14 protein-coding genes are annotated in these 19,226 nt (G+C 69.4%); 7 read left to right on the top strand and 7 right to left on the bottom strand.

What is annotated here, in order from left to right; all coding sequences use genetic code 11:
- Window positions 1-368: 368 nt before the first annotated feature.
- From rsmG to rpmH, 6 genes are all read right to left on the bottom strand, one after another.
- Window positions 369-1,124 (bottom strand): 16S rRNA (guanine(527)-N(7))-methyltransferase RsmG, encoded by a 756-nt coding sequence (gene rsmG / locus AB0B58_RS13175; protein WP_360222359.1) that lies wholly within the window; start codon window positions 1,122-1,124, stop codon window positions 369-371.
- A 225-nt stretch (window positions 1,125-1,349) separates the two neighbouring features.
- Window positions 1,350-1,925, bottom strand: a complete 576-nt coding sequence (locus tag AB0B58_RS13170; protein ID WP_354722592.1) for a R3H domain-containing nucleic acid-binding protein — start codon at window positions 1,923-1,925, stop codon at window positions 1,350-1,352.
- Window positions 1,926-2,073: 148 nt separating this feature from the next.
- Window positions 2,074-3,108, bottom strand: a complete 1,035-nt coding sequence (gene yidC / locus AB0B58_RS13165) for a membrane protein insertase YidC (RefSeq protein WP_360222355.1) — start codon at window positions 3,106-3,108, stop codon at window positions 2,074-2,076.
- Window position 3,109: 1 nt separating this feature from the next.
- On the bottom strand, window positions 3,110-3,379 hold the full coding sequence (gene yidD / locus AB0B58_RS13160) for a membrane protein insertion efficiency factor YidD (RefSeq protein ID WP_360222352.1): 270 nt from the start codon (window positions 3,377-3,379) through the stop codon (window positions 3,110-3,112).
- Entirely contained in the window at window positions 3,376-3,732 is a 357-nt protein-coding gene (gene rnpA, locus AB0B58_RS13155) for a ribonuclease P protein component (RefSeq protein ID WP_360222349.1), read from the bottom strand. Before rnpA ends, yidD begins: the two co-directional genes overlap by 4 nt.
- Window positions 3,733-3,766: 34 nt before the next feature.
- On the bottom strand, window positions 3,767-3,904 hold the full coding sequence (gene rpmH, locus AB0B58_RS13150) for a 50S ribosomal protein L34 (RefSeq protein WP_184998313.1): 138 nt from the start codon (window positions 3,902-3,904) through the stop codon (window positions 3,767-3,769).
- Between the two features lie 610 nt (window positions 3,905-4,514).
- Here rpmH and dnaA point away from each other — a divergent pair.
- From dnaA to AB0B58_RS13125, 5 genes are all read left to right on the top strand, one after another.
- Window positions 4,515-6,455: a chromosomal replication initiator protein DnaA gene (gene dnaA, locus AB0B58_RS13145; RefSeq protein WP_360222345.1), complete on the top strand. Its 1,941-nt coding sequence runs from the start codon at window positions 4,515-4,517 to the stop codon at window positions 6,453-6,455.
- A gap of 3,233 nt (window positions 6,456-9,688) precedes the next feature.
- Window positions 9,689-10,822, top strand: a complete 1,134-nt coding sequence (gene dnaN, locus AB0B58_RS13140; RefSeq protein WP_360222342.1) for a DNA polymerase III subunit beta — start codon at window positions 9,689-9,691, stop codon at window positions 10,820-10,822.
- Between the two features lie 36 nt (window positions 10,823-10,858).
- Window positions 10,859-11,731 (top strand): phosphogluconate dehydrogenase (NAD(+)-dependent, decarboxylating), encoded by an 873-nt coding sequence (gene gnd, locus AB0B58_RS13135; RefSeq protein ID WP_360222339.1) that lies wholly within the window; start codon window positions 10,859-10,861, stop codon window positions 11,729-11,731.
- 1 nt (window position 11,732) lies between these two features.
- Complete coding sequence (gene recF, locus AB0B58_RS13130) at window positions 11,733-12,860, top strand: DNA replication/repair protein RecF (protein ID WP_360222336.1); 1,128 nt, start codon at window positions 11,733-11,735, stop codon at window positions 12,858-12,860.
- Between the two features lie 169 nt (window positions 12,861-13,029).
- On the top strand, window positions 13,030-13,515 hold the full coding sequence (locus AB0B58_RS13125) for a DciA family protein (protein WP_360222718.1): 486 nt from the start codon (window positions 13,030-13,032) through the stop codon (window positions 13,513-13,515).
- Window positions 13,516-13,525: 10 nt separating this feature from the next.
- On the opposite strand, the gene AB0B58_RS13120 is transcribed toward AB0B58_RS13125, so the two are convergent.
- On the bottom strand, window positions 13,526-14,092 hold the full coding sequence (locus tag AB0B58_RS13120; RefSeq protein WP_360222333.1) for a hypothetical protein: 567 nt from the start codon (window positions 14,090-14,092) through the stop codon (window positions 13,526-13,528).
- Between the two features lie 527 nt (window positions 14,093-14,619).
- Between AB0B58_RS13120 and gyrB the strand changes: the two genes are divergently transcribed.
- Window positions 14,620-16,572, top strand: a complete 1,953-nt coding sequence (gene gyrB / locus AB0B58_RS13115; RefSeq protein ID WP_360222330.1) for a DNA topoisomerase (ATP-hydrolyzing) subunit B — start codon at window positions 14,620-14,622, stop codon at window positions 16,570-16,572.
- A gap of 155 nt (window positions 16,573-16,727) precedes the next feature.
- Window positions 16,728-19,223, top strand: a complete 2,496-nt coding sequence (gene gyrA / locus AB0B58_RS13110; protein WP_360222715.1) for a DNA gyrase subunit A — start codon at window positions 16,728-16,730, stop codon at window positions 19,221-19,223.
- The last annotated feature ends 3 nt before the right edge of the window (window positions 19,224-19,226 follow it).

Here is a 19,226-nt window from a genome sequence, read left to right as displayed (position 1 = left end):
GCGACAGAACCAGGCGCGACAGAACCAGGCGCGACAGAACCAGGCGCGACAGAACCAGGCGCGACAGAACCAGGCGCGACAGAACCAGGCGCGACAGAACCAGGCGCGACAGGACCCGGCGTGGCCCGAGACGAGTCGACCCTGCCCACCGGCGTGGAGTCCGCCCCGGCACGGGCCCGGCCTGAGCCAGGAGAAGAGGGAGGGGGAGAGGGGCGAGCCTGACGAGGCGGAGAGCCGGCGGCGTCCGATTCCGGTCGGGACTGCTCCTGGACGGGACTGCGCCGCTCCTCCGGAAGGTCACCCCTCCCGGAGCCTCGAGTGGGTCGTGGGAGTTTCCCCGTTCGCTTCCGCACGCCCCGCCTGACCATCTATCCCCTCCGCGATCTCCTCTTCCCGGAGCCGCGGCCGCCGGCGGTGCCGGTGGAGCGGCCCGGGTCGGCCGCCCTTCCGGACGTCCTCGGCCTTGTTGCCACGACGGCGCGTTCCCGCACGATCTCGACGACGGTCGTCGGCGGATCGATCAGCCCTTCCCCGCAGAGCCGGACAACCGGTTCGGCACCGCCCAGCCGGGCGATCGCCTTGCGGTGCTCCGCCACCTCCTCCGCGGCCGAGGCGCCCTTGAGCGCCAGCAGCCGGCCACCGACAGCGGCGAGGGGCAGGCACCAACCGGCGAGCCGGTCCAGCGGCGCGACCGCGCGCGCGGTGACGACATCGGCGGCGGCGGGGGGCCCGCCGACGAGATCCTCCGCGCGGCCCCGGACGACCGTTACGGTCGCGTCGAGCCCGAGCGCGGTCACCACCTCGGACAGGAAAGCGGTTCGTCGTGCCAGCGGCTCGACCAGGGTGATCGTGAGATCAGGTCGGGCCACTGCAAGCACGATACCGGGCAAACCGGCACCAGACCCCACGTCGATCACAGAAGCGCCGATAGGGATCGTCTCGGACATAACACCACAGTTGATCAGGTGGCGTTCCCACACCCGGGGGGCCTCACGCGGACCGATCAGCCCACGCACCACGCCGTCGGTAACCAGCAACTCCGCATACCGCACGGCCAGGGGAAGCCGATCGCCAAAGACCCGCTCGGCCGCAACCAGATACCCGGCCGGCGGATCAACGGACAAACCTGCAGACCCGGAAACTGCAGACCCGGAATCCAACGGCCCGGAAACCGACGACCCAGAAACCGACGACCCAGAAACCGACGACCCAGAAACCGACGACCCAGGCCCACCGGCAGAAACAGATGAAGACGGAGGAACAGATGAAGGCAGCGGAGACAACGGCGGCCCGGGCACGACTTCACCCGGGCCGTCGTCACCCGCGCCGGAGCGAGGGTCGGTCATAGCTCAGTCAGCCGGCCGAACCACGATGCGCCGGCTCGGCTCGACGCCCTCGGACTCGCTCTGCACGCCCTGGATCGCGTTGACCACGTCGTGCACGCACTTGCGCTCGAACGCCGACATCGGCTCCAGCCGAACGGCGTCCCCGTGCTCCTTGACCTTCTCGACAGCGTTGCGAGCCACCGCGGTCAGTTCCTTGCGGCGCGTCGCCCGGTAGCCGCCGATGTCCAGCAGCAGCCGGCTCGGCGAGCCGGTCGCCCGGAAGATCGCGAGGCGGGTCAGTTCCTGCAGCGCCTCCAGCGTCGCGCCGCGCTGGCCGACGAGCGGCTGCAGCCGGCCGCCGACGACCTCGACCATCGGGCGGCCCGCCGACACGAGCTCGTCGATGTCGCCGTCGTAGTCGAGGATGTCGAGCAGGCCCTCCACGTAGTCGGCGGCGATCTCGCTCTGCCGGAACAGGTCGGAATCCGTCGTGGCGGACTCCGACTTCTTGGTCTCCTCGGTACCGGCGGACTCCGCGGCGGTGGCGGAAGCGGTCTCCTCGGAGGACTGCTCTGCGCTGGGAGTGCTGGTGTCGGTCACGGTCTCATCTCCGTACTCACTCGGGCCGGACCTGCTCGGTCCGCTGTTTCCCGCGTCGGTGCCCTAGGGGCAGACCGGCGCGGGGAGGTCTTGTCGCCACGCCGTCAGGGGCGCACGCGGCCCGGGGCTGACCCGGGCCGCGGCTGCGTCATCCCTGCGGTTTGTTGGCGGGTCTGGCGCCCTTCTTGGGGTTCACCGGCTTGGCGCCGGGCTTGGGCGCCAGCGCCTTGGTGTCCACGACCGGGCTCTTCGGCTCCGGCTCGGCGGCCGACTTGCGGCCGAACAGGCCGCCGGTGCGGCCGCTCTGCACCGGGCTCTGCGGGCCCTTGGCGCCGGACTTGGCCGACGAGCCGGTGGGGCGGGCCGACGAGGCCGTCTTCCCGTCGGCCATCGGCGGCGGCGGGAACTTGCGGAGCACCCACTGCTGCTGGGCCAGGCTGAAGAGGTTGTTCGTGACCCAGTAGATGACCACGCCGATGGGGAACAGCGCGCCGGAGACGAGCAGCGAGAGCGGGATGCCGTACAGCATCAGGCGCTGGATCATCTTCTGCTGCGGGTCCTCGGCCCAGCCGGTCTTGAGGATCATCTGGCGGCTGGTGAGGTACGTGGTCGCCATCATGATCAGCACCAGGATGCCGGCGACGATCTTGACTGTGACGCCGTTCGCGTTGAGGGCCGCGAGCTCTGAGGCGGAGGAACCGAACTTCGACGGCAGCGGCGCGGTGAACAGCGCCGCGCGGGTGGCGCTGTCGAACTGCTCGGCGGTCCAGCCGTACAGGGTCTTCTGGGTGTTGTCCGGCGAGAGCCGGCGCAGGACGTGGAACAGGCCGAGGAAGACCGGGATCTGCAGGAACATCGGGAGGCAGCCCATGAGCGGGTTGGCCTTCTCGACCTTGTACAGCTCCATCATTTCTTTCTGGAGCGTCTCCCGGTCACCCTTGTGCTTCTCCTGCAGCAGCTTGACCTTGGGCTGCAGCGCCTGCATCGCCCGCTGGGACTTGATCTGCTTGACGAAGACCGGGAAGAGGATGATCCGGAGCGTCACCACCAGGAAGACGATCGCCAGGATCCACGACCAGTTGGTGCCCAGCACCCGGGTCTCGGGGATGCCGATGGCGTCCCACAGCGCATGCCAACGGAGGAGGATCCACGAAATGGCGTAGTAGATCCAGTCGAGACTCAATTCATGCTCCAGTCACATCAGCAGGACGGTGACGGATCGGGTCAGGCACCGGATCGAACCCGCCAGGGTGGAAGGGGTGGCAGCGCAACAGCCGCCAGATCGCCAGGGCGGTCCCTCGGAGAGCGCCGTGCACCGCGAGCGCCTCCAGGGCGTACGCGCTGCACGAGGGGTAGAACCGACAGCGGGCCGGCAGTGCCGGGCTCAAGTAACGACGGTACGCGACGACGCCCCACGTCAGCACCCGGGCGACCGGCCCGCGTGGCGTGGTCATCGCCGCCGCCGGGGCGACCGCGCGGCCGCGAGGGCGGCGTCCAGGTCTGTGCCGAGCGTCTGGAAGGACGCGGAGGCCGAGGCGGGCAACGCGCGGACCACCAGCAGGCTGCCGTCGGGCAGGTCGGTCAGGCGGCTACGGACGAGGTGGCGCAGCCGACGCCGGACCTTGTTGCGCACGACGGCGTTGCCAACGGCCTTGGACACGACGAAGCCGGCGCGCGCCGTGGAGGCTTGCGCCGGCTCATCGAGAAGTAGGTGTACAACCACCGTGCCGCGGCCTGCCCGGCGACCACCGCGAACCGCTGCGGCGAAGTCGGTGCTACGCCGCAGTCGTTGCGCCGCGGCCAGCACGACTACCTGGGCATCCGGCCCGACCAGCTTCGGCTCAGGCCGACAGCTTGTCGCGGCCCTTGGCGCGACGGGTAGCGAGGATGGCACGACCGGCACGGGTGCGCATGCGCAGCCGGAAACCGTGGGTCTTGGCGCGCCGGCGGTTGTTCGGCTGGTAGGTGCGCTTGCTCACGTCAGAACTCCGTCTTCGTCGGACGACCCGCAGGCGTCCAGGGGGCATCAAAGCTGCAAGACGCCACTTTAGCAGAGCGCGGCGGAGCAACCGCCCGACCCTACGCAGCGCCACTACGGTGGTCAACCATCACCGGGTCGGCACGCCGACAGATCCCGCTCCCGCTGCGCTGCGTCACCGAGGCCGGTCATTCTGCGCACGGAGTGAATCTTTTCGTGCCAGGTCTGCCCCGGGGTGGGTACCGGCGGTTGATGCAAGAGCGGCCGCGCTGTTAGCGTGCCCGTTTGCTGGTCTTCAGCGCTGTTCGCATACCGCGTCGAGCTGGCCAAAACCGGACGAGGCGGTAAATCGTTCGGCACGGTGAGCCTGTTTTCCCGCGCCAGCACAGGCTCCGGGAAGTCTGCCGACCATCCGGCCGGGGAGCGACCGCCGACAAGTGCACAGGTTGTGGATAACCTGTGGATAGCCGGCGCCGCCGCGCACGTTCAACAGGTTGAATGTGCTGGGTTGGGGGAAGCCGGTCCGTCGCCCCTACGGGCGACGACAGGCAAGAACGGCGGAAGCCGGACAAGGCCACCGGGGAACCGATGGCGATGGGGGTGGCGCGGCGGTGGCCGATACGGTCGACCTTGGCGGGGTGTGGACCGCTGCGACGGACGAGCTGGCGGACGAGATCGCGTCCGCTCAGCAGCGTGCGTACCTGCGGCTCACCCGCCTGCGCGCCATAGTCGAGGACACCGCTCTGTTGTCCGTGCCCGACACCTACACCCGCGACGTGATCGAGTCCCGGCTGCGGCTGGCCATCACCGAGGCGCTGTCGCGCAGGCTGGGCCGGCCGATCCAGGTCGCCGTGACCGTGCGCCCGCCGGAGGACGGCACGGGCCGCCCCGGCACGGTCTACGGCACGCCACCGCCGGAGCCGGCGACACAGCCGCCGGCGCACTACGCCGACCAGCAGCAGCACTACGCGGAGCAGCAGCCGCCGGCCTACCCGGACCGCTATCCCCAGGCGCCTTCGTTCGGTCACCCGGAGAGCTACCCCCAGACGTTCGACGACCAGTACGAGCAGAACTACGAGTCGGCGGACGGTCCGACCGGTTCGGCGCAGGCGCCCTTCCCGCGCCCCGGGCAGGCGGGCCGCGACCCGCGCGACGGCCAGGACGCGCTGTTCGCCGCGCCGCTGCCGCAGCAGCCTGAGCCCGCGAAATCCCCGGGCCCGGAGCAGAAGGACCCAAAGACCCAGGCGCCCACCCGCACCGATCCGGAGCCGCAGCGCCGCGAGGCCCCGCGTCAGATGCCGCACTTCGCGGACCCGTCGAACGATCCGGGCGGCCACCGGATGGCCACCGACCCGGCACAGCTGCGGGACAACCAGCGCCGCCCCGACGACCGGCCGGCGCTGCTCGGACAGGACCGCCGCGACGACACCGTGCAGATGCGGCACGGCGGCGACAACGGCCCCGGCCGGGCCCCGATGGACATGCGCGGCCAGTCTGGCGACCGCCGGCCGGGCGGCAACGACGGCAACCGGCTGAACCCGAAGTACATGTTCGAGACGTTCGTCATCGGCTCCTCGAACCGCTTCGCGCACGCCGCGTCGGTAGCCGTCGCCGAATCACCGGCGAAGGCCTACAACCCGCTGTTCATCTACGGCAGCTCGGGACTCGGCAAGACGCACCTGCTGCACGCGATCGGTCACTACGCGACGACGCTCGGCCACGCCCGCTCGGTCCGCTACGTCTCCACCGAGGAATTCACCAACGACTTCATCAACTCCCTGCGCGACGACAAGACGCAGGCCTTCCAGCGCCGCTACCGCGACGTCGACATCCTGCTGATCGACGACATCCAGTTCCTGGAGAACCGCGAGCGCACGCAGGAGGAGTTCTTCCACACGTTCAACACCCTGCACAACGCCAACAAGCAGATCGTGATCAGCTCGGACCGCTCACCGCGCCAGCTCGCCACGCTCGAGGACCGCATGCGCACCAGGTTCGAGTGGGGCCTGCTCGCCGACATCCAGCCGCCGGACCTCGAGACCCGCATCGCCATCCTGCAGAAGAAGGCCGCGCAGGAGCGCATGTACGCCCCCGACGACGTCCTGGAGTTCATCGCCTCCCGCGTCTCGAACTCGATCCGCGAACTCGAGGGCGCCCTCATCCGCGTCACCGCCTTCGCCAGCCTGACCCGCTCGTCGGTGCAACTCTCGCTGGCGGAAGAGGTACTCCGCGACTTCATGCCCGACGGCGCCGGCCCGGAGATCACCGCGGACCAGATCATGGTCTCGACCGCCGACTACTTCGGCGTGAGCCTCGAAGACCTCCGCGGCCACTCCCGCTCCCGCGTCCTGGTCAACGCCCGCCAGGTGGCGATGTACCTCTGCCGCGAACTGACCGAACTCTCCCTGCCCCGCATCGGCCAGGCCTTCGGCGGCCGCGACCACACGACCGTCATGCACGCGGACCGCAAGATCCGCCAGCACATGGCCGAGCGCCGCTCCCTCTACAACCAGATCGCGGAACTGACCAACCGCATCAAACAAAACACCTGACCCTTCCGTACGCCCACAGCCCCCCACAAACGCAACACCGCGCCGGACACCCCACCGGCCCGGGCCGCGACCCCTCCGCCCGCGGGACACCCCGCCGGCCAGACCGCAACTCAATCCCCACGCCCACGGCACCGCACCACCCAACGCGCGAAAGTCGCCCACCTCCCGAACGCCCCCAACCCGAACCGCCAAGGGCCCACCGACCGGTTGCAGCCAACCCGCCGGCCATCAGCCAACCCAATCCCGGGCACGGCGGCACGGCCAACGACTGCAGCTACCGCATAAGCCCCGGCGGCGGCAGCAGGGGGCGCGGGGCCGGCAGCAGCCAGCCGCCGTGCACCCCGGAGACGACGGCCAGGAGGACTTTCAACAGGTCAACGCTCCCGGAGACCGTGCGGCGGCACCAGCGGCGCTGTTGCACCGACGGGCGACAGCAGCAGCGGGTAGCGACGGCGACAGCAGCGACGGGGTTGCAACGGCCGCGGCAACGGCAGCAGCAACGGCGACGGCGGCGTTGCAACGGCATCGACAGGGGCAGGAGCAGCAACCGGCGGCGACAGCAGCAACGGCGGGTGGCGCCGGCGACAGCGGACGGCGACAGCGGGCGGCGACAGCGGGCGGCGACAGCGGGCGGCGACAGCGGGCGGCGACAGCGGCAGCGGCGGGGCAGCAGCAGCGGGTGGCGGCAGCGGCGGGTGGCAGTGGCAGCAGCGGCGGGTGGCGGGCAGCGGCGGGTGCCGGCAGCGGCGGGTGGCGGGCAGCAGCAGCGGGTGCAACAACGGCGACAGGCAGCAGCGACGGTTGGAACCAACGAGGGGCCGCTGCGGGCAGCGACCATCGACGGCGGTGGCGGGCCGACGATGGTGGCGGCGACAGCGACCGCGGTGCTCGTGGCGGCGACTGGGACAGCGGCGGCGGGCGATAGCGATCGTCACACCGACCGAGACCGGTTGCGACCTGGAACAGCGGCAGTTGATCGACGCCAGTGGTGGTGGCGGCACAACAGAAGGGCCGCGGCGGGGGCATCGCGGAGGGGGCGGTGGCAGCAACGATGTCGGCGGTGGCAGCGGCGCGGTAAGTGATCGCAACCTGCGGCGACGCTCCCGCGCTCGACGCCGACGTCGAAACCGCCGTCCACCCAGGCGGGCCAGTCAGCCTTGCCAAGTTGCCGAGGACACGATGTCGAGACCCGCACCATCTGGCGTTCCAACGGCCCATCAACGCAGCTGAAACTCGGTGGCCGAACCCGCCACCAGCGGAACCCCTGATAGAACGGTGCGCTACACACCCGACACCTACATAATCAGTCGCAACGCCAATGCGGACTCGCCGTCGCCGTCGCCGCTCTTGCAGCCGCCCCCTGCAGTCGCCCCCTGAAGTCGCCCCCTGCAGTCGCCCCCTGCAGTCGCCGCTTGCAGTCGCTGTCGCTCCAGGTCGCCGCCACCGCTCACGGCACCGCTGCAGTCCCCTGTGCACCCGGGCGCCACTGTCGATGCCGGGTTGAGTCGCCGGCGAGCGCACTCGGCACGCGAGCGGGTCGCGGCATCCGATGCTTGCGTGATTCCCACGAGCGTCGACTGCGGAGGCTGTCCCCACCCCCGTCTCGCCAATGTTCTAGGCGTGTCACCCAGCAGTCGGCACCGCCGAACTCGGCGGCCGGAATTCGCCACCATCGGACGTTGCACAGAAGCGGTGAGCTCCGCACCAACGCCCTGCAAGATCCGTCACAGCGCCCGTGCCGGGCGGCGACACCTTCCGTCGCCGGTGCTGCCGCCTTCACCAGTTGCTGTCGCCGACACCACCGACTCTGTTACCGCCGCCATCGCAGTTCTTGTCCTAGCAGAAGCCGCCGGCTCTCGGCTTCTGCTACCCACCGCCACCGCTGCCTTCCCCGCCGCATGGTCTCGGCCGTCGTCGGCCAGTAAAAGTTCGGGTGGCCGTCGTCGGCCAGGTGCATGGCCGCTGCGGCCGCCACCACCCCCACGGCCACCACCCGCCACGGCGCCCGCCACAACCACCGCTGCCGCGCGCCGCTCACCGCCCGGCACAACCAGCCCTGCCACCCGCTGCTCGCCACCGCTGCTCGCTGTCGCCGCTGCTACCCACCGCCGCCCGCTGTCGCCGCCACCATCGTCGGCCCGCCACCGCCGTCGATGGTCGCTGCCCGCAGCGGCCCCTCGTTGGTTCCAACCGTCGCTGCTGCCTGTCGCCGTTGTTGCCGTCCGCTGCTGCCAACGCTGCCGACGGCGCTGCCGCCGTCGCTACCGGCCTGTCTGCCTGTCCGCCTATCCGCCGGCGCCGCTGCCCGCTGCCCGCCGCTGCCCGCCGCCGCCCGCCACAAACCGCCGCTGCTCACCGCCCGCCACAACCAGCCTGCCGCCCGCTGCTCACCGCCAGCCGCGACAACCACTGCTGCTCGCGCCGCCCACCGCCGCTGCCACCGGTTGTTGTCGCTGCGGTTGTTGGTGGGGTGACGCGCCACCGAGCTCGGCGGCGGACTGTCCGCGATGGTCGCCGCTGTCCCTACAGGAGCGTGGACCGCCCCGCACGGGCCTCGAACCGAGGAGTTTTCCCCACCCGTTCGTGTCACCGTCGCGACGGCACCGGAGCGTGCCAACGTTATCCACAGAAGTTCACAGGCGTTCACAGGTAGTTATCCCCAGCGGTGGACAACCGTCGACGCCGTTCCCCACAGATGTGGATGAGCCCTGGGGAAATCGATGTGGACAGACACTGACCGTGATCACCCAACCCACAGCCTGTGGACGGGTGTGGATTTCCTGTTGAAGGTTCTGGGGACGACGAGCCGGTAGCGTTCCGGCGTTATCCCCAGGGCTGGGCACAAACCCGGTGGATAACCGGTGGATAGCCGGTGGACAACGGTGGACAACCGCCGTCGGGTCGGCGACTGTGGACGCAACCCGGGGTTTGTACCCTGGTTTTCCACCTGTGAATCACCGGTGGATAACCTGCTGGCCTGCGCAAACAAGAGTTCTCCACACTTTGCACAGGACCGATGAAGACGACTAGATATTTCTCTGAGACAACAAAAAGCAATCATCAGCGTTGTGGAAGGTGTGGATGAGCGGCTTGCCGCCTCGAACCACCCCTGGCTCACTTCGCAGCACCGGGGTCGGGCGCACGCACCGCTGACCCGAGCCATACAGTTCAGTGGGCGCCACCAGCACATCCGAAGTTGGTTCGTCGAGGAAGAGTGACGCGGAGGGCATGGCATGAAGTTCCGGGTGGAGCGAGACGCACTCGCCGACGCCGTGGCGTGGACGGCGAAGAGTTTGCCGAGCCGCCCGTCGGTGCCGGTGCTCGCCGGCGTCATGCTGCGGGTTACCGACGGCAGGTTGCACGTGTCGGGCTTCGACTACGAGGTCTCCAGTCAGGTGAGTGTGGAGGTGCAGGCCGACGCCGACGGCGCCGCCCTGGTCTCCGGCCGCCTGCTCGCCGAGATCACCAAGGCACTGCCGAACAAGCCGGTCGACATCGCGGCCGTCGGTGCGCATCTCGAACTGGTCTGCGGCAGCGCGCGCTTCACGCTGCCGACGATGCCGGTCGAGGACTACCCGACCCTGCCGGACATGCCGTCCAGCGCCGGGACGGTCAACGCGCAGACGTTCGCCGCCGCCGTTCAGCAGGTGGCCATCGCAGCGGGTCGCGACGAGACGCTGCCGATGATGACCGGCGTCCGGATCGAGCTGAACGGCACGTCGATGGCGATGCTCGCCACCGACCGCTACCGCCTCGCGATGCGCGAGCTCGAGTGGAGCCCGGACGACCCGGACATCAGCCTGAACGCGCTGGTACCTGCGAAGACGCTGAACGACACCGCCAAGACGATGGGCCCGCTGGGTGGCGAGGTCACCCTCGCGCTGGCACAGGGCAACGCCGGCGAGGGCATGATCGGGTTCGCCGGCGGCACCCGCCGGACGACGAGCCGCCTGCTCGACGGCGCGAACTACCCGCCGGTGCGCTCGCTCTTCCCGGCGAACCACAACGCCGAGGCGCGGGTGAGCGTCTCCGCGCTCGTCGAGGTCGTCCGCCGCGTCGCACTGGTCGCCGAGCGCACCACCCCCGTGCTGCTCAGCTTCGGCGAGGACGGTCTGGTGGTCGAGGCCGGCGGCACGGAGGAGGCGCGGGCCAGCGAGGCCATGGAGGCGACCTTCACCGGCGAGCCGCTCACGATCGGCTTCAATCCGCAGTACCTGATCGACGGCCTGCAGAACCTCGGCGCTCAGACCGCCGTGCTCTCGTTCGTCGACGCCTTCAAGCCTGCTGTGATCTCCCCCGCAGCGGAAGACGGCGAAATCGTGCCGGGATACCGCTATCTGATCATGCCCATCCGCGTAACACGCTGATACTGGGCTGGTAGAGCCAACACCTAGGGGGACACCATGCAGCTCGGCCTCATCGGTCTCGGCCGGATGGGCGGCAACATGCGCGAGCGGATTCGTTCCGCTGGGCATGAGGTCGTCGGCTATGACCGCAACCCCGACATCTCCGACGTGGCCAGCGTCGCCGAACTGGTCGGGAAACTCGCGGCGCCGCGGGTGATCTGGACCATGGTCCCCGCGGGCGAGATCACCGAGAGCACGATCGATCAGCTCGGCGATCTGCTGTCGTCCGGAGACATCATCATCGACGGTGGAAACTCCAAGTTCACCGACGACCAGCCGCGCGCCGCCCGGCTGGCGCCCAAGGGCATCGGCTACCTCGACTGCGGGGTGTCCGGCGGCATCTGGGGCAACCAGAACGGCTACGCGCTGATGGTCGGTGGCGCTGCCGAGCACGTGGCGCACTGCATGCCGATCTTCGAGGCGCTCAAGCCGGCCGGCCCGTACGGCTTCGTGCACGCCGGCCCGGTCGGCGCCGGCCACTACACCAAGATGGTCCACAACGGCATCGAGTACGGCATGATGCAGGCCCTGGCCGAGGGCTGGGAGCTGCTCGAGGCATCGGAGTACGTGGACAACGTGCCCGGTGCGATCAAGAGCTGGCGGGAGGGCAGCGTCGTCAAGTCGTGGCTGCTGGACCTGCTCGACCGCGCCCTGGACGGCGACCCGGAGCTGGGCAAGCTGAAGGGCTACGCCGAGGACACCGGCGAGGGGCGCTGGACGGTCGACGAGGCTGTCCGGCTCGCCGTTCCGCTGCACGTCATCGCGGCCTCGCTGTTCGCTCGCTTCGAATCGCGGCAGACCGACTCTCCCGCCATGAAGGCGGTGGCCGCGCTGCGCCAGCAGTTCGGTGGCCACGCCGTCGTCGGCTGAGATGCACGTACGCCGGGTCGAGTTGACCGACTTCCGTTCGTACGAGCGGGTGGCCGTCGACTTCGATCCCGGCACCGCCGTGCTGGTCGGCCAGAACGGCATGGGCAAGACGAACCTCGTCGAGGCGCTGGGCTACGTGGCCACCTTGGACAGTCACCGGGTGGCCACCGACGCGCCGCTGGTCCGGGCGGGTGCGAGCTCGGCGGTCATTCGCTGCGAGATCGTCCATGATGGCCGTGAGCTGCTGGTCGAGCTGGAGATCGTGCCGGGCCGGGCGAACCGGGCCAGGCTGAACAGGTCGCCGGTCCGCCGTTCCCGCGAGGTCCTCGGCGCGCTGCGCATGGTGCTGTTCGCGCCCGAGGACCTCGAGCTGGTCCGCGGCGACCCCGGCGAGCGCCGCCGCTACCTGGACGACCTGCTCGTCGCGCGGCAGCCCCGCTTCGCCGGGGTGCGCGCCGACTACGACCGGGTCGTCAAGCAGCGCAACGCTCTCCTGCGCACCGCGTACCTGACGCGCAAGGTCGGTGGTACCCGGGGGCAGGATCTCTCGACGCTCGCGGTCTGGGATCAGCACCTGGCGCAGCACGGCGCCGAACTGCTCGCCGGCCGGCTCGACCTGGTCGCGGCCCTCGGGCCGCACCTGACCAAGGCCTATGACGCGGTCGCGGCCGGCCGGTCGACGGCCTCGATCGCGTACACGTCGCGGCTCGGCGAGTCGCTCGCCGCCGATCGTCCCCAGCTCGAGCAGGCCCTGCTGGCGTCGCTGGCCGAGCGCCGCCAGAACGAGATCGAACGCGGGGTCACCCTGGTCGGCCCGCACCGCGACGATCTCTCGCTGACGCTGGGTGAGCTGCCCGCTAAGGGGTACGCGAGCCACGGCGAGTCCTGGTCGTTCGCGCTTGCCCTGCGGCTGGCGGCGTACGACCTGTTGCGGGCCGACGGCATCGAGCCGGTGCTGGTGCTCGACGACGTCTTCGCCGAGCTCGACTCGGGCCGCCGGGAACGGCTGGCGGCGCTGGTCTCGGACGCGACGCAGTTGCTCGTCACCTGCGCGGTGCCGGAGGATGTGCCCGCGGCCCTGCGAGGGATCCGCTACGACGTCGGAGCAGGGACGGTGGCCCGTGGCTGAGCGACCGGCGGAGGAGCCGCCAGCGACCGCCAGGGGTACCTCCGGATCCCGCCCCCGATCCGCCAAGGCAGCGCGGTCCGGCAAGGAAGGCGGCCCCGCCGGCGGCAGCGCGTCCGGCCCGCCGCCCGCCGGCTCCGGCGCGGAGGCCGCCGCCACGCCCGGCCCGGAGCTGGCCCGTGCCGTGCTGGACGCGGCCCTCGCCAAGCGCCGCGCGGCCCAGCAGGCACCGCGGCGCCGCACCGGGAGCGGCGACGGCACCGGCCGGCGCCTGCGCGGCTACTCCGGCCCCGGCCCCGACCCGCGCGACCCGCAGCTGTTCGGCGCGGTGCTCGAGCGGATCATGAAGCAGCGCGGCTGGCAGAAGCCGGCCGCCGAGGCGACGGTCTTCGGCGCCTGGGAGAAGGTCGTCGGATCGGACATCGCCCAGCACAGCCGCCCGGTGAAGCTCGACGCCGGCGTGCTGACCGTCGAAGCGGAGTCGACGGCCTGGGCCACCCAGCTGCGGCTGCTCGCCGGCAATCTGCTCAAGCGGATCGCCGCCGAGGTCGGCCACAACGTGGTCACCAAGCTCAACATCCACGGCCCGGCGGCACCCTCGTGGAACAAGGGCCCGCGCCGGGTGCAGGGCCGCGGCCCGCGCGACACGTACGGCTGAGCAAACCCGGTCAGTAGTCGGCGAAGACCGCGAAGCCACGCTCGGCGCAGCGCCGGTAAAAGCCCGACAAAACCGCCAATTCGGTACGGGCGAAGCTCCAGTGCGGCGCGTTCCCGGCGTCGTCGCGCAGCGCCGCGAGCCGATGGTCCAGCCACCGCAGCTGCTGCTCGGCCAGGCGCCCACCCGCCACGGCGGCCCGCATCACGCTCGCCACGCTGTCGAAGGTGACCAGGTCGCCGTGCTCCTGGTGGCCCTCGACGAAGCGCTCCAGCCCGCCGGCGATCCACGCGCAGCCGTCCGGGTCGATGACCGGGTCCTCGTCCTCGGCCGCCGCGTCGGTGGCGTAGAGGACACCCTCCAGCCCCAGCAGCAGATCCACCAGCTCCGTGTACGCGGTCGCCCGTACCGTGCCGGTCTTGGCGATGTGCAGCGCGAGGGCACCGGTGGGCGCGGCGATGTCCGGCGCGTCGGCGACGGCGCCGAAGTCGACGAACTCGGCGGGAGCCACCGGGTCGTAGAACCGGTTCGTCCGTGGCCAGTGCACGGCGACGTTGTCCAGCCCCTTGTCCAGCGCCATGGGGGCCCACCTCTCCTCGACTGCCGGCTGCGGGCCCTCATGGCCGTGTTCCGGCCCGCGCGGGCGAGGTTACGACACCGCCGCCTGCCGTGGTTAGGCAGTGTCGCAGCGCGTGGCCCGGCTGCCCGCGGGTGCGCATCGGAGCCCGGGCGCCGAACGGTTCGCCGTTGCGAGGGGGCCGCATTCCGTGTAGGGGGACTCGTGGGAGCGCCCCTCAATCGCGCTACGGCAATCTGAGGTACCCGGACGAGGGTGCCGGACCCTCTATAACTCGCTCGGACGGAGTAGAATCGGCAGCGACCGGGAAAGTCCATCCCGTGGCGGTACACCGTCACGCTACGCGATTTTTCCAGCCGATCACGATCCGCGGGCTGACCGCGGCGACCGGCGCGCTCGGTTCCACCGGTGGTCCGCCTGATCTCCGCGGCTCGTCGCCTGTGGTTCGCCCTGCCCGCCGACCGCTGCCGACTGCCCGCCAACCCCGTGTCCGGCCCGTAACGCGGGCCGGTGCGAGAAAGTGGCCGAGGGTGGCAGAGAAGAAGCAGGAATACGGTGCCGAGTCCATCACCGTGCTCGAAGGCCTCGAGGCGGTCCGCAAGCGTCCGGGTATGTACATCGGTTCCACGGGCGAGCGAGGCCTGCACCACCTGGTCTGGGAGGTCGTGGACAACGCCGTCGACGAGGCGCTCGCGGGTCACTGCGACACCATCGACGTCGTCCTGCTGCCGGACGGCGGCGTCTCCGTCACCGACAACGGCCGCGGTTTCCCGGTCGACCTGCACCCCAAGCTGAAGAAGCCGGGCGTCGAGGTCGCGCTGACCGTCCTGCACGCGGGCGGCAAGTTCGACGGCAAGGCGTACGCGGTCTCCGGCGGTCTGCACGGTGTCGGCGTCTCCGTGGTGAACGCGCTCTCCACCAAGATGTTCGTGGAGATCCACAAGTCCGGCAACGTCTACCGGCAGCACTACAACGCCTCCAAGCCCGGCCCGCTGGAGAAGGGCGAGGCCACCTCGACGACCGGCTCGAAGGTCCAGTTCTGGCCCGATCCGACGATCTTCGAGACCATCGAGTTCGACTGGCAGACGATCTACCGCCGGATCCAGGAGTACGCCTTCCTCAACAAGGCCCTGACGATCAACCTGGTCGACCTGCGCCCGGAGCACGTGGACGAGGACGGCAAGGCCCGCGAGGTCACCTTCATGTACGAGAACGGCATCGCCGACTTCGTGCGCCACCTCAACAACACCAAGACCCCGATCCACAAGTCGGTGATCGAGTTCGAGTCCGAGGCCAAGGACCAGGGCATGGCCGTCGAGGTCGCCATGCAGTGGAACGAGTCGTACGGCGAGTCCGTCTACACGTTCGCCAACACGATCAACACCCACGAGGGCGGCACGCACGAGGAGGGCTTCCGGGCCGCGCTGACGAGCATCGTCAACCGCTACGGCGCCGAGAAGAAGTTCCTCAAGAGCGACGAGAAGCTCTCCGGCGAGGACATCCGTGAGGGCCTGGCCGCGATCATCTCGGTGAAGCTGGCCAACCCGCAGTTCGAGGGCCAGACGAAGACGAAGCTCGGCAACACGGACATGAAGGGCTTCGTCCAGAAGATCGCCAACGAGCAGATCGCGGACTGGTTCGACCGCAACCCGGCCGACGCGAAGCAGATCATCACGAAGGCCTCGCAGGCGGCCCGGGCGCGCATCGCCGCGCAGCAGGCCCGCAAGCTGGCCCGGCGCAAGTCGCTGCTCGAGTCCGGTTCGATGCCGGGCAAGCTGGCCGACTGCCAGTCGACCGACCCGCGGGTTTCCGAGCTGTTCATCGTCGAGGGCGACTCGGCCGGCGGCTCGGCCAAGCAGGGCCGGGACAGCCAGATCCAGGCGATCCTGCCGATCCGCGGCAAGATCCTCAACGTGGAGAAGGCCCGGATCGACCGGGTGCTGAAGAACAACGAGGTCCAGTCGCTGATCACGGCGCTGGGCACCGGCATCCACGACGACTTCGACATCGCCAAGCTGCGCTACCACAAGGTCGTGCTGATGGCGGACGCCGACGTCGACGGCCAGCACATCCAGACGCTGCTGCTCACCCTGCTGTTCCGCTTCATGCGGCCGCTGGTCGAGCAGGGCCACGTCTACCTGGCCGCCCCGCCGCTCTACAAGATTAAGTGGAACAAGCGCGGCGACGACGCCCAGTACGCCTACTCCGATCGTGAGCGGGACGGCCTGGTCGCGCTGCGCCAGCAGAAGAAGCCGAACGCGAAGCCCGACGACATCCAGCGGTTCAAGGGTCTCGGCGAGATGAACTTCCACGAGCTGTGGGACACGACGATGGATCCGGCGACGCGCACGCTGCGTCAGGTGACCCTCGACGACGCCGCGACCGCGGACGAGCTGTTCAGCGTCCTGATGGGTGAGGACGTGGAGGCCCGGCGCTCGTTCATCCAGCGCAACGCCAAGGACGTGCGTTTCCTGGACATCTGATCCCTGGTGAGCGGCGTCACCCGACGTCGCTCACCTCGGGTTATGCACAGCGATTCACTGCTTTCCACAGCGTTATCCACAGCGAAATGCGTAGCTCGACGCCGTTTGTCGGGTTCGAACGTCAGTAAGGGTTAACTGTGACGGATACTCCCGAGATCCCCGCCGAGGAACCGCAGGACGATCCTGCCGGCGGCGGAGTGAGCCAGCGCGTAGAGCCGGTCGGCCTCGAGGTCGAGATGCAGCGCTCGTACCTCGACTACGCGATGAGCGTCATCGTCGGTCGCGCCCTGCCCGACGTGCGCGACGGCCTCAAGCCTGTGCACCGCAAGATCCTCTACGCGATGTACGACGCCGGCTTCCGGCCCGACCGCGGCTACGTCAAGTGCGCCCGCGTCGTCGGCGACGTCATGGGTAACTACCACCCGCACGGCGACTCCTCGATCTACGACGCCCTGGTCCGGATGGGTCAGCCGTGGTCGCTGCGCTACCCGCTGATCGACGGCAACGGCAACTTCGGTTCGCCGGGTAACGACCCGCCGGCCGCCATGCGGTACACCGAGTCGAAGCTCTCGCAGCTGGCGATGGACATGCTGCGTGACATCGACGAGGACACCGTCGACATGCAGGACAACTACGACGGCCGGACCAAGGAACCCAGCATCCTGCCGGCGCGGTTCCCCAACCTGCTCGTCAACGGCTCCGAGGGCATCGCCGTCGGCATGGCGACCAAGATCCCGCCGCACAACCTGCGGGAGATCGCCGCGGCCGTCCAGTGGTACCTGGACCACCCGGAGGCGGACGAGGCCACCACCCTCGAGGCGCTTCTGGAGATCGTCAAGGGACCCGATTTCCCCACCCGGGGGCTGATCGTCGGTCAGCAGGCGATTCAGGACGCCTACCGCACCGGTCGCGGGTCGATCCGGATGCGCGCAGTCGTGGAGGTCGAGGAGGACGCCCGCGGCCGGCCCTGCCTCGTGGTCACCGAGCTGCCGTACCAGGTGAACCCCGACAACCTCGCCGAGCGGGTCGCGGAGCTGGTCAAGGAGGGCAAGCTCACCGGCATCGCGGACATCCGGGACGAGTCGTCCGGGCGTACCGGAATGCGGTTGATCCTGGTCCTCAAGCGCGACGCGGTCGCGAAGGTCGTGCTGAACAACCTGTACAAGCACACGCAGCTGCAGGAGACGTTCGGCGCGAACATGCTGGCGCTGGTCGACGGCGTGCCCCGCACGCTGAACCTGGCCCAGTTCATCCGCTACTACGTCGACCACCAGATCGAGGTCATCCGCCGGCGCACCGCGTACCGGTTGCGCAAGGCCGAGGAGCGCGCGCACATCCTGCGCGGCCTGGTCAAGGCCCTCGACATGCTCGACGAGGTGATCGCCCTGATCCGGCGCTCGCCGACGGTCGAGGACTCGCGCCAGGGCCTGATGCAGCTGCTCGAGGTCGATGAGATCCAGGCCACCGCGATCCTCGACATGCAGCTGCGGCGCCTGGCGGCGCTGGAGCGGCAGAAGATCATCGACGAGCTGGCCAAGATCGAGATCGAGATCGCCGACCTCAAGGACATCCTGGCCAAGCCGGAGCGGCAGCGGGCGATCGTCTCGGAGGAACTGGCCGAGATCGTGTCCCGCTTCGGCGACGACCGGAAGACCCAGATCATCCCGTTCGACGGTGAGGTCTCCATGGAGGACCTCATCACGCGCGAGGACGTTGTGGTAACCATCACACGTACCGGTTACGCCAAGCGCACGAAGGTCGATCTGTACCGGTCCCAGCGGCGCGGCGGCAAGGGCGTGAGCGGGGCCTCGCTGCGCCAGGACGACATCGTCAGCCACTTCTTCGTCATCTCGACGCACTCCTGGATCTTGTTCTTCACGAACAAGGGGCGGGTCTACCGGGCCAAGGCGTACGAGCTGCCCGAGGCCAACCGGGTAGCAAAGGGTCAGCACGTCGCCAACCTGCTCGCCTTCCTGCCGGACGAGCACATCGCCCAGGTCATCCAGATCCCGAACTACCAGGTCGAGCCCTACCTCGTGCTCGCCACCAAGAACGGCCTCGTGAAGAAGACCCGCCTCGAGGAATTTGACTCCAACCGCAGCGGTGGCATCATCGCCATCAACCTGCGGGAGGATGACGAGTTGGTGGGCGCCACACTGGCCGCGCCGGAGAACGACCTGCTCCTGGTCTCGAAGAAGGCGCAGGCCATCCGGTTCAACGCCACCGACGAGGCGCTGCGCCCGATGGGGCGGGCGACCTCCGGTGTCATCGGCATGCGCTTCAGCGAAGCCGACCAGCTCCTCGCAATGGAGGTGGTTCGTGAAGGCATGGACGTTTTGGTCGCCACGAACGGTGGGTATGCGAAACGGACGCCGATCGAGGAGTATCCGGTGCAGGGTCGAGGCGGCAAGGGCGTGCTGACCGCCAAGATCACGGAACGTCGTGGCGGTCTCGTCGGAGCGCTCGTGATCGACCCGGAGGATGAACTATTTGCCATCACCAGCAATGGTGGTGTCATCCGGACTCCCGTGAAGCCTGTACGGCGCACGCGGGATCGGAACACAATGGGGGTCAAGCTGATGGACCTCCCAGAAGGTGTAACCATCGTGGCGCTTGCTCGCAATGCCGACGAGCCTGACGAACAGGACTAGTTG

It is taken from the genome of Actinoplanes sp. NPDC049118, from assembly GCF_040648555.1.
Classification (GTDB): Bacteria; Actinomycetota; Actinomycetes; order Mycobacteriales; family Micromonosporaceae; genus Actinoplanes.
This window is presented reverse-complemented; position numbering and strand designations above follow the sequence as displayed.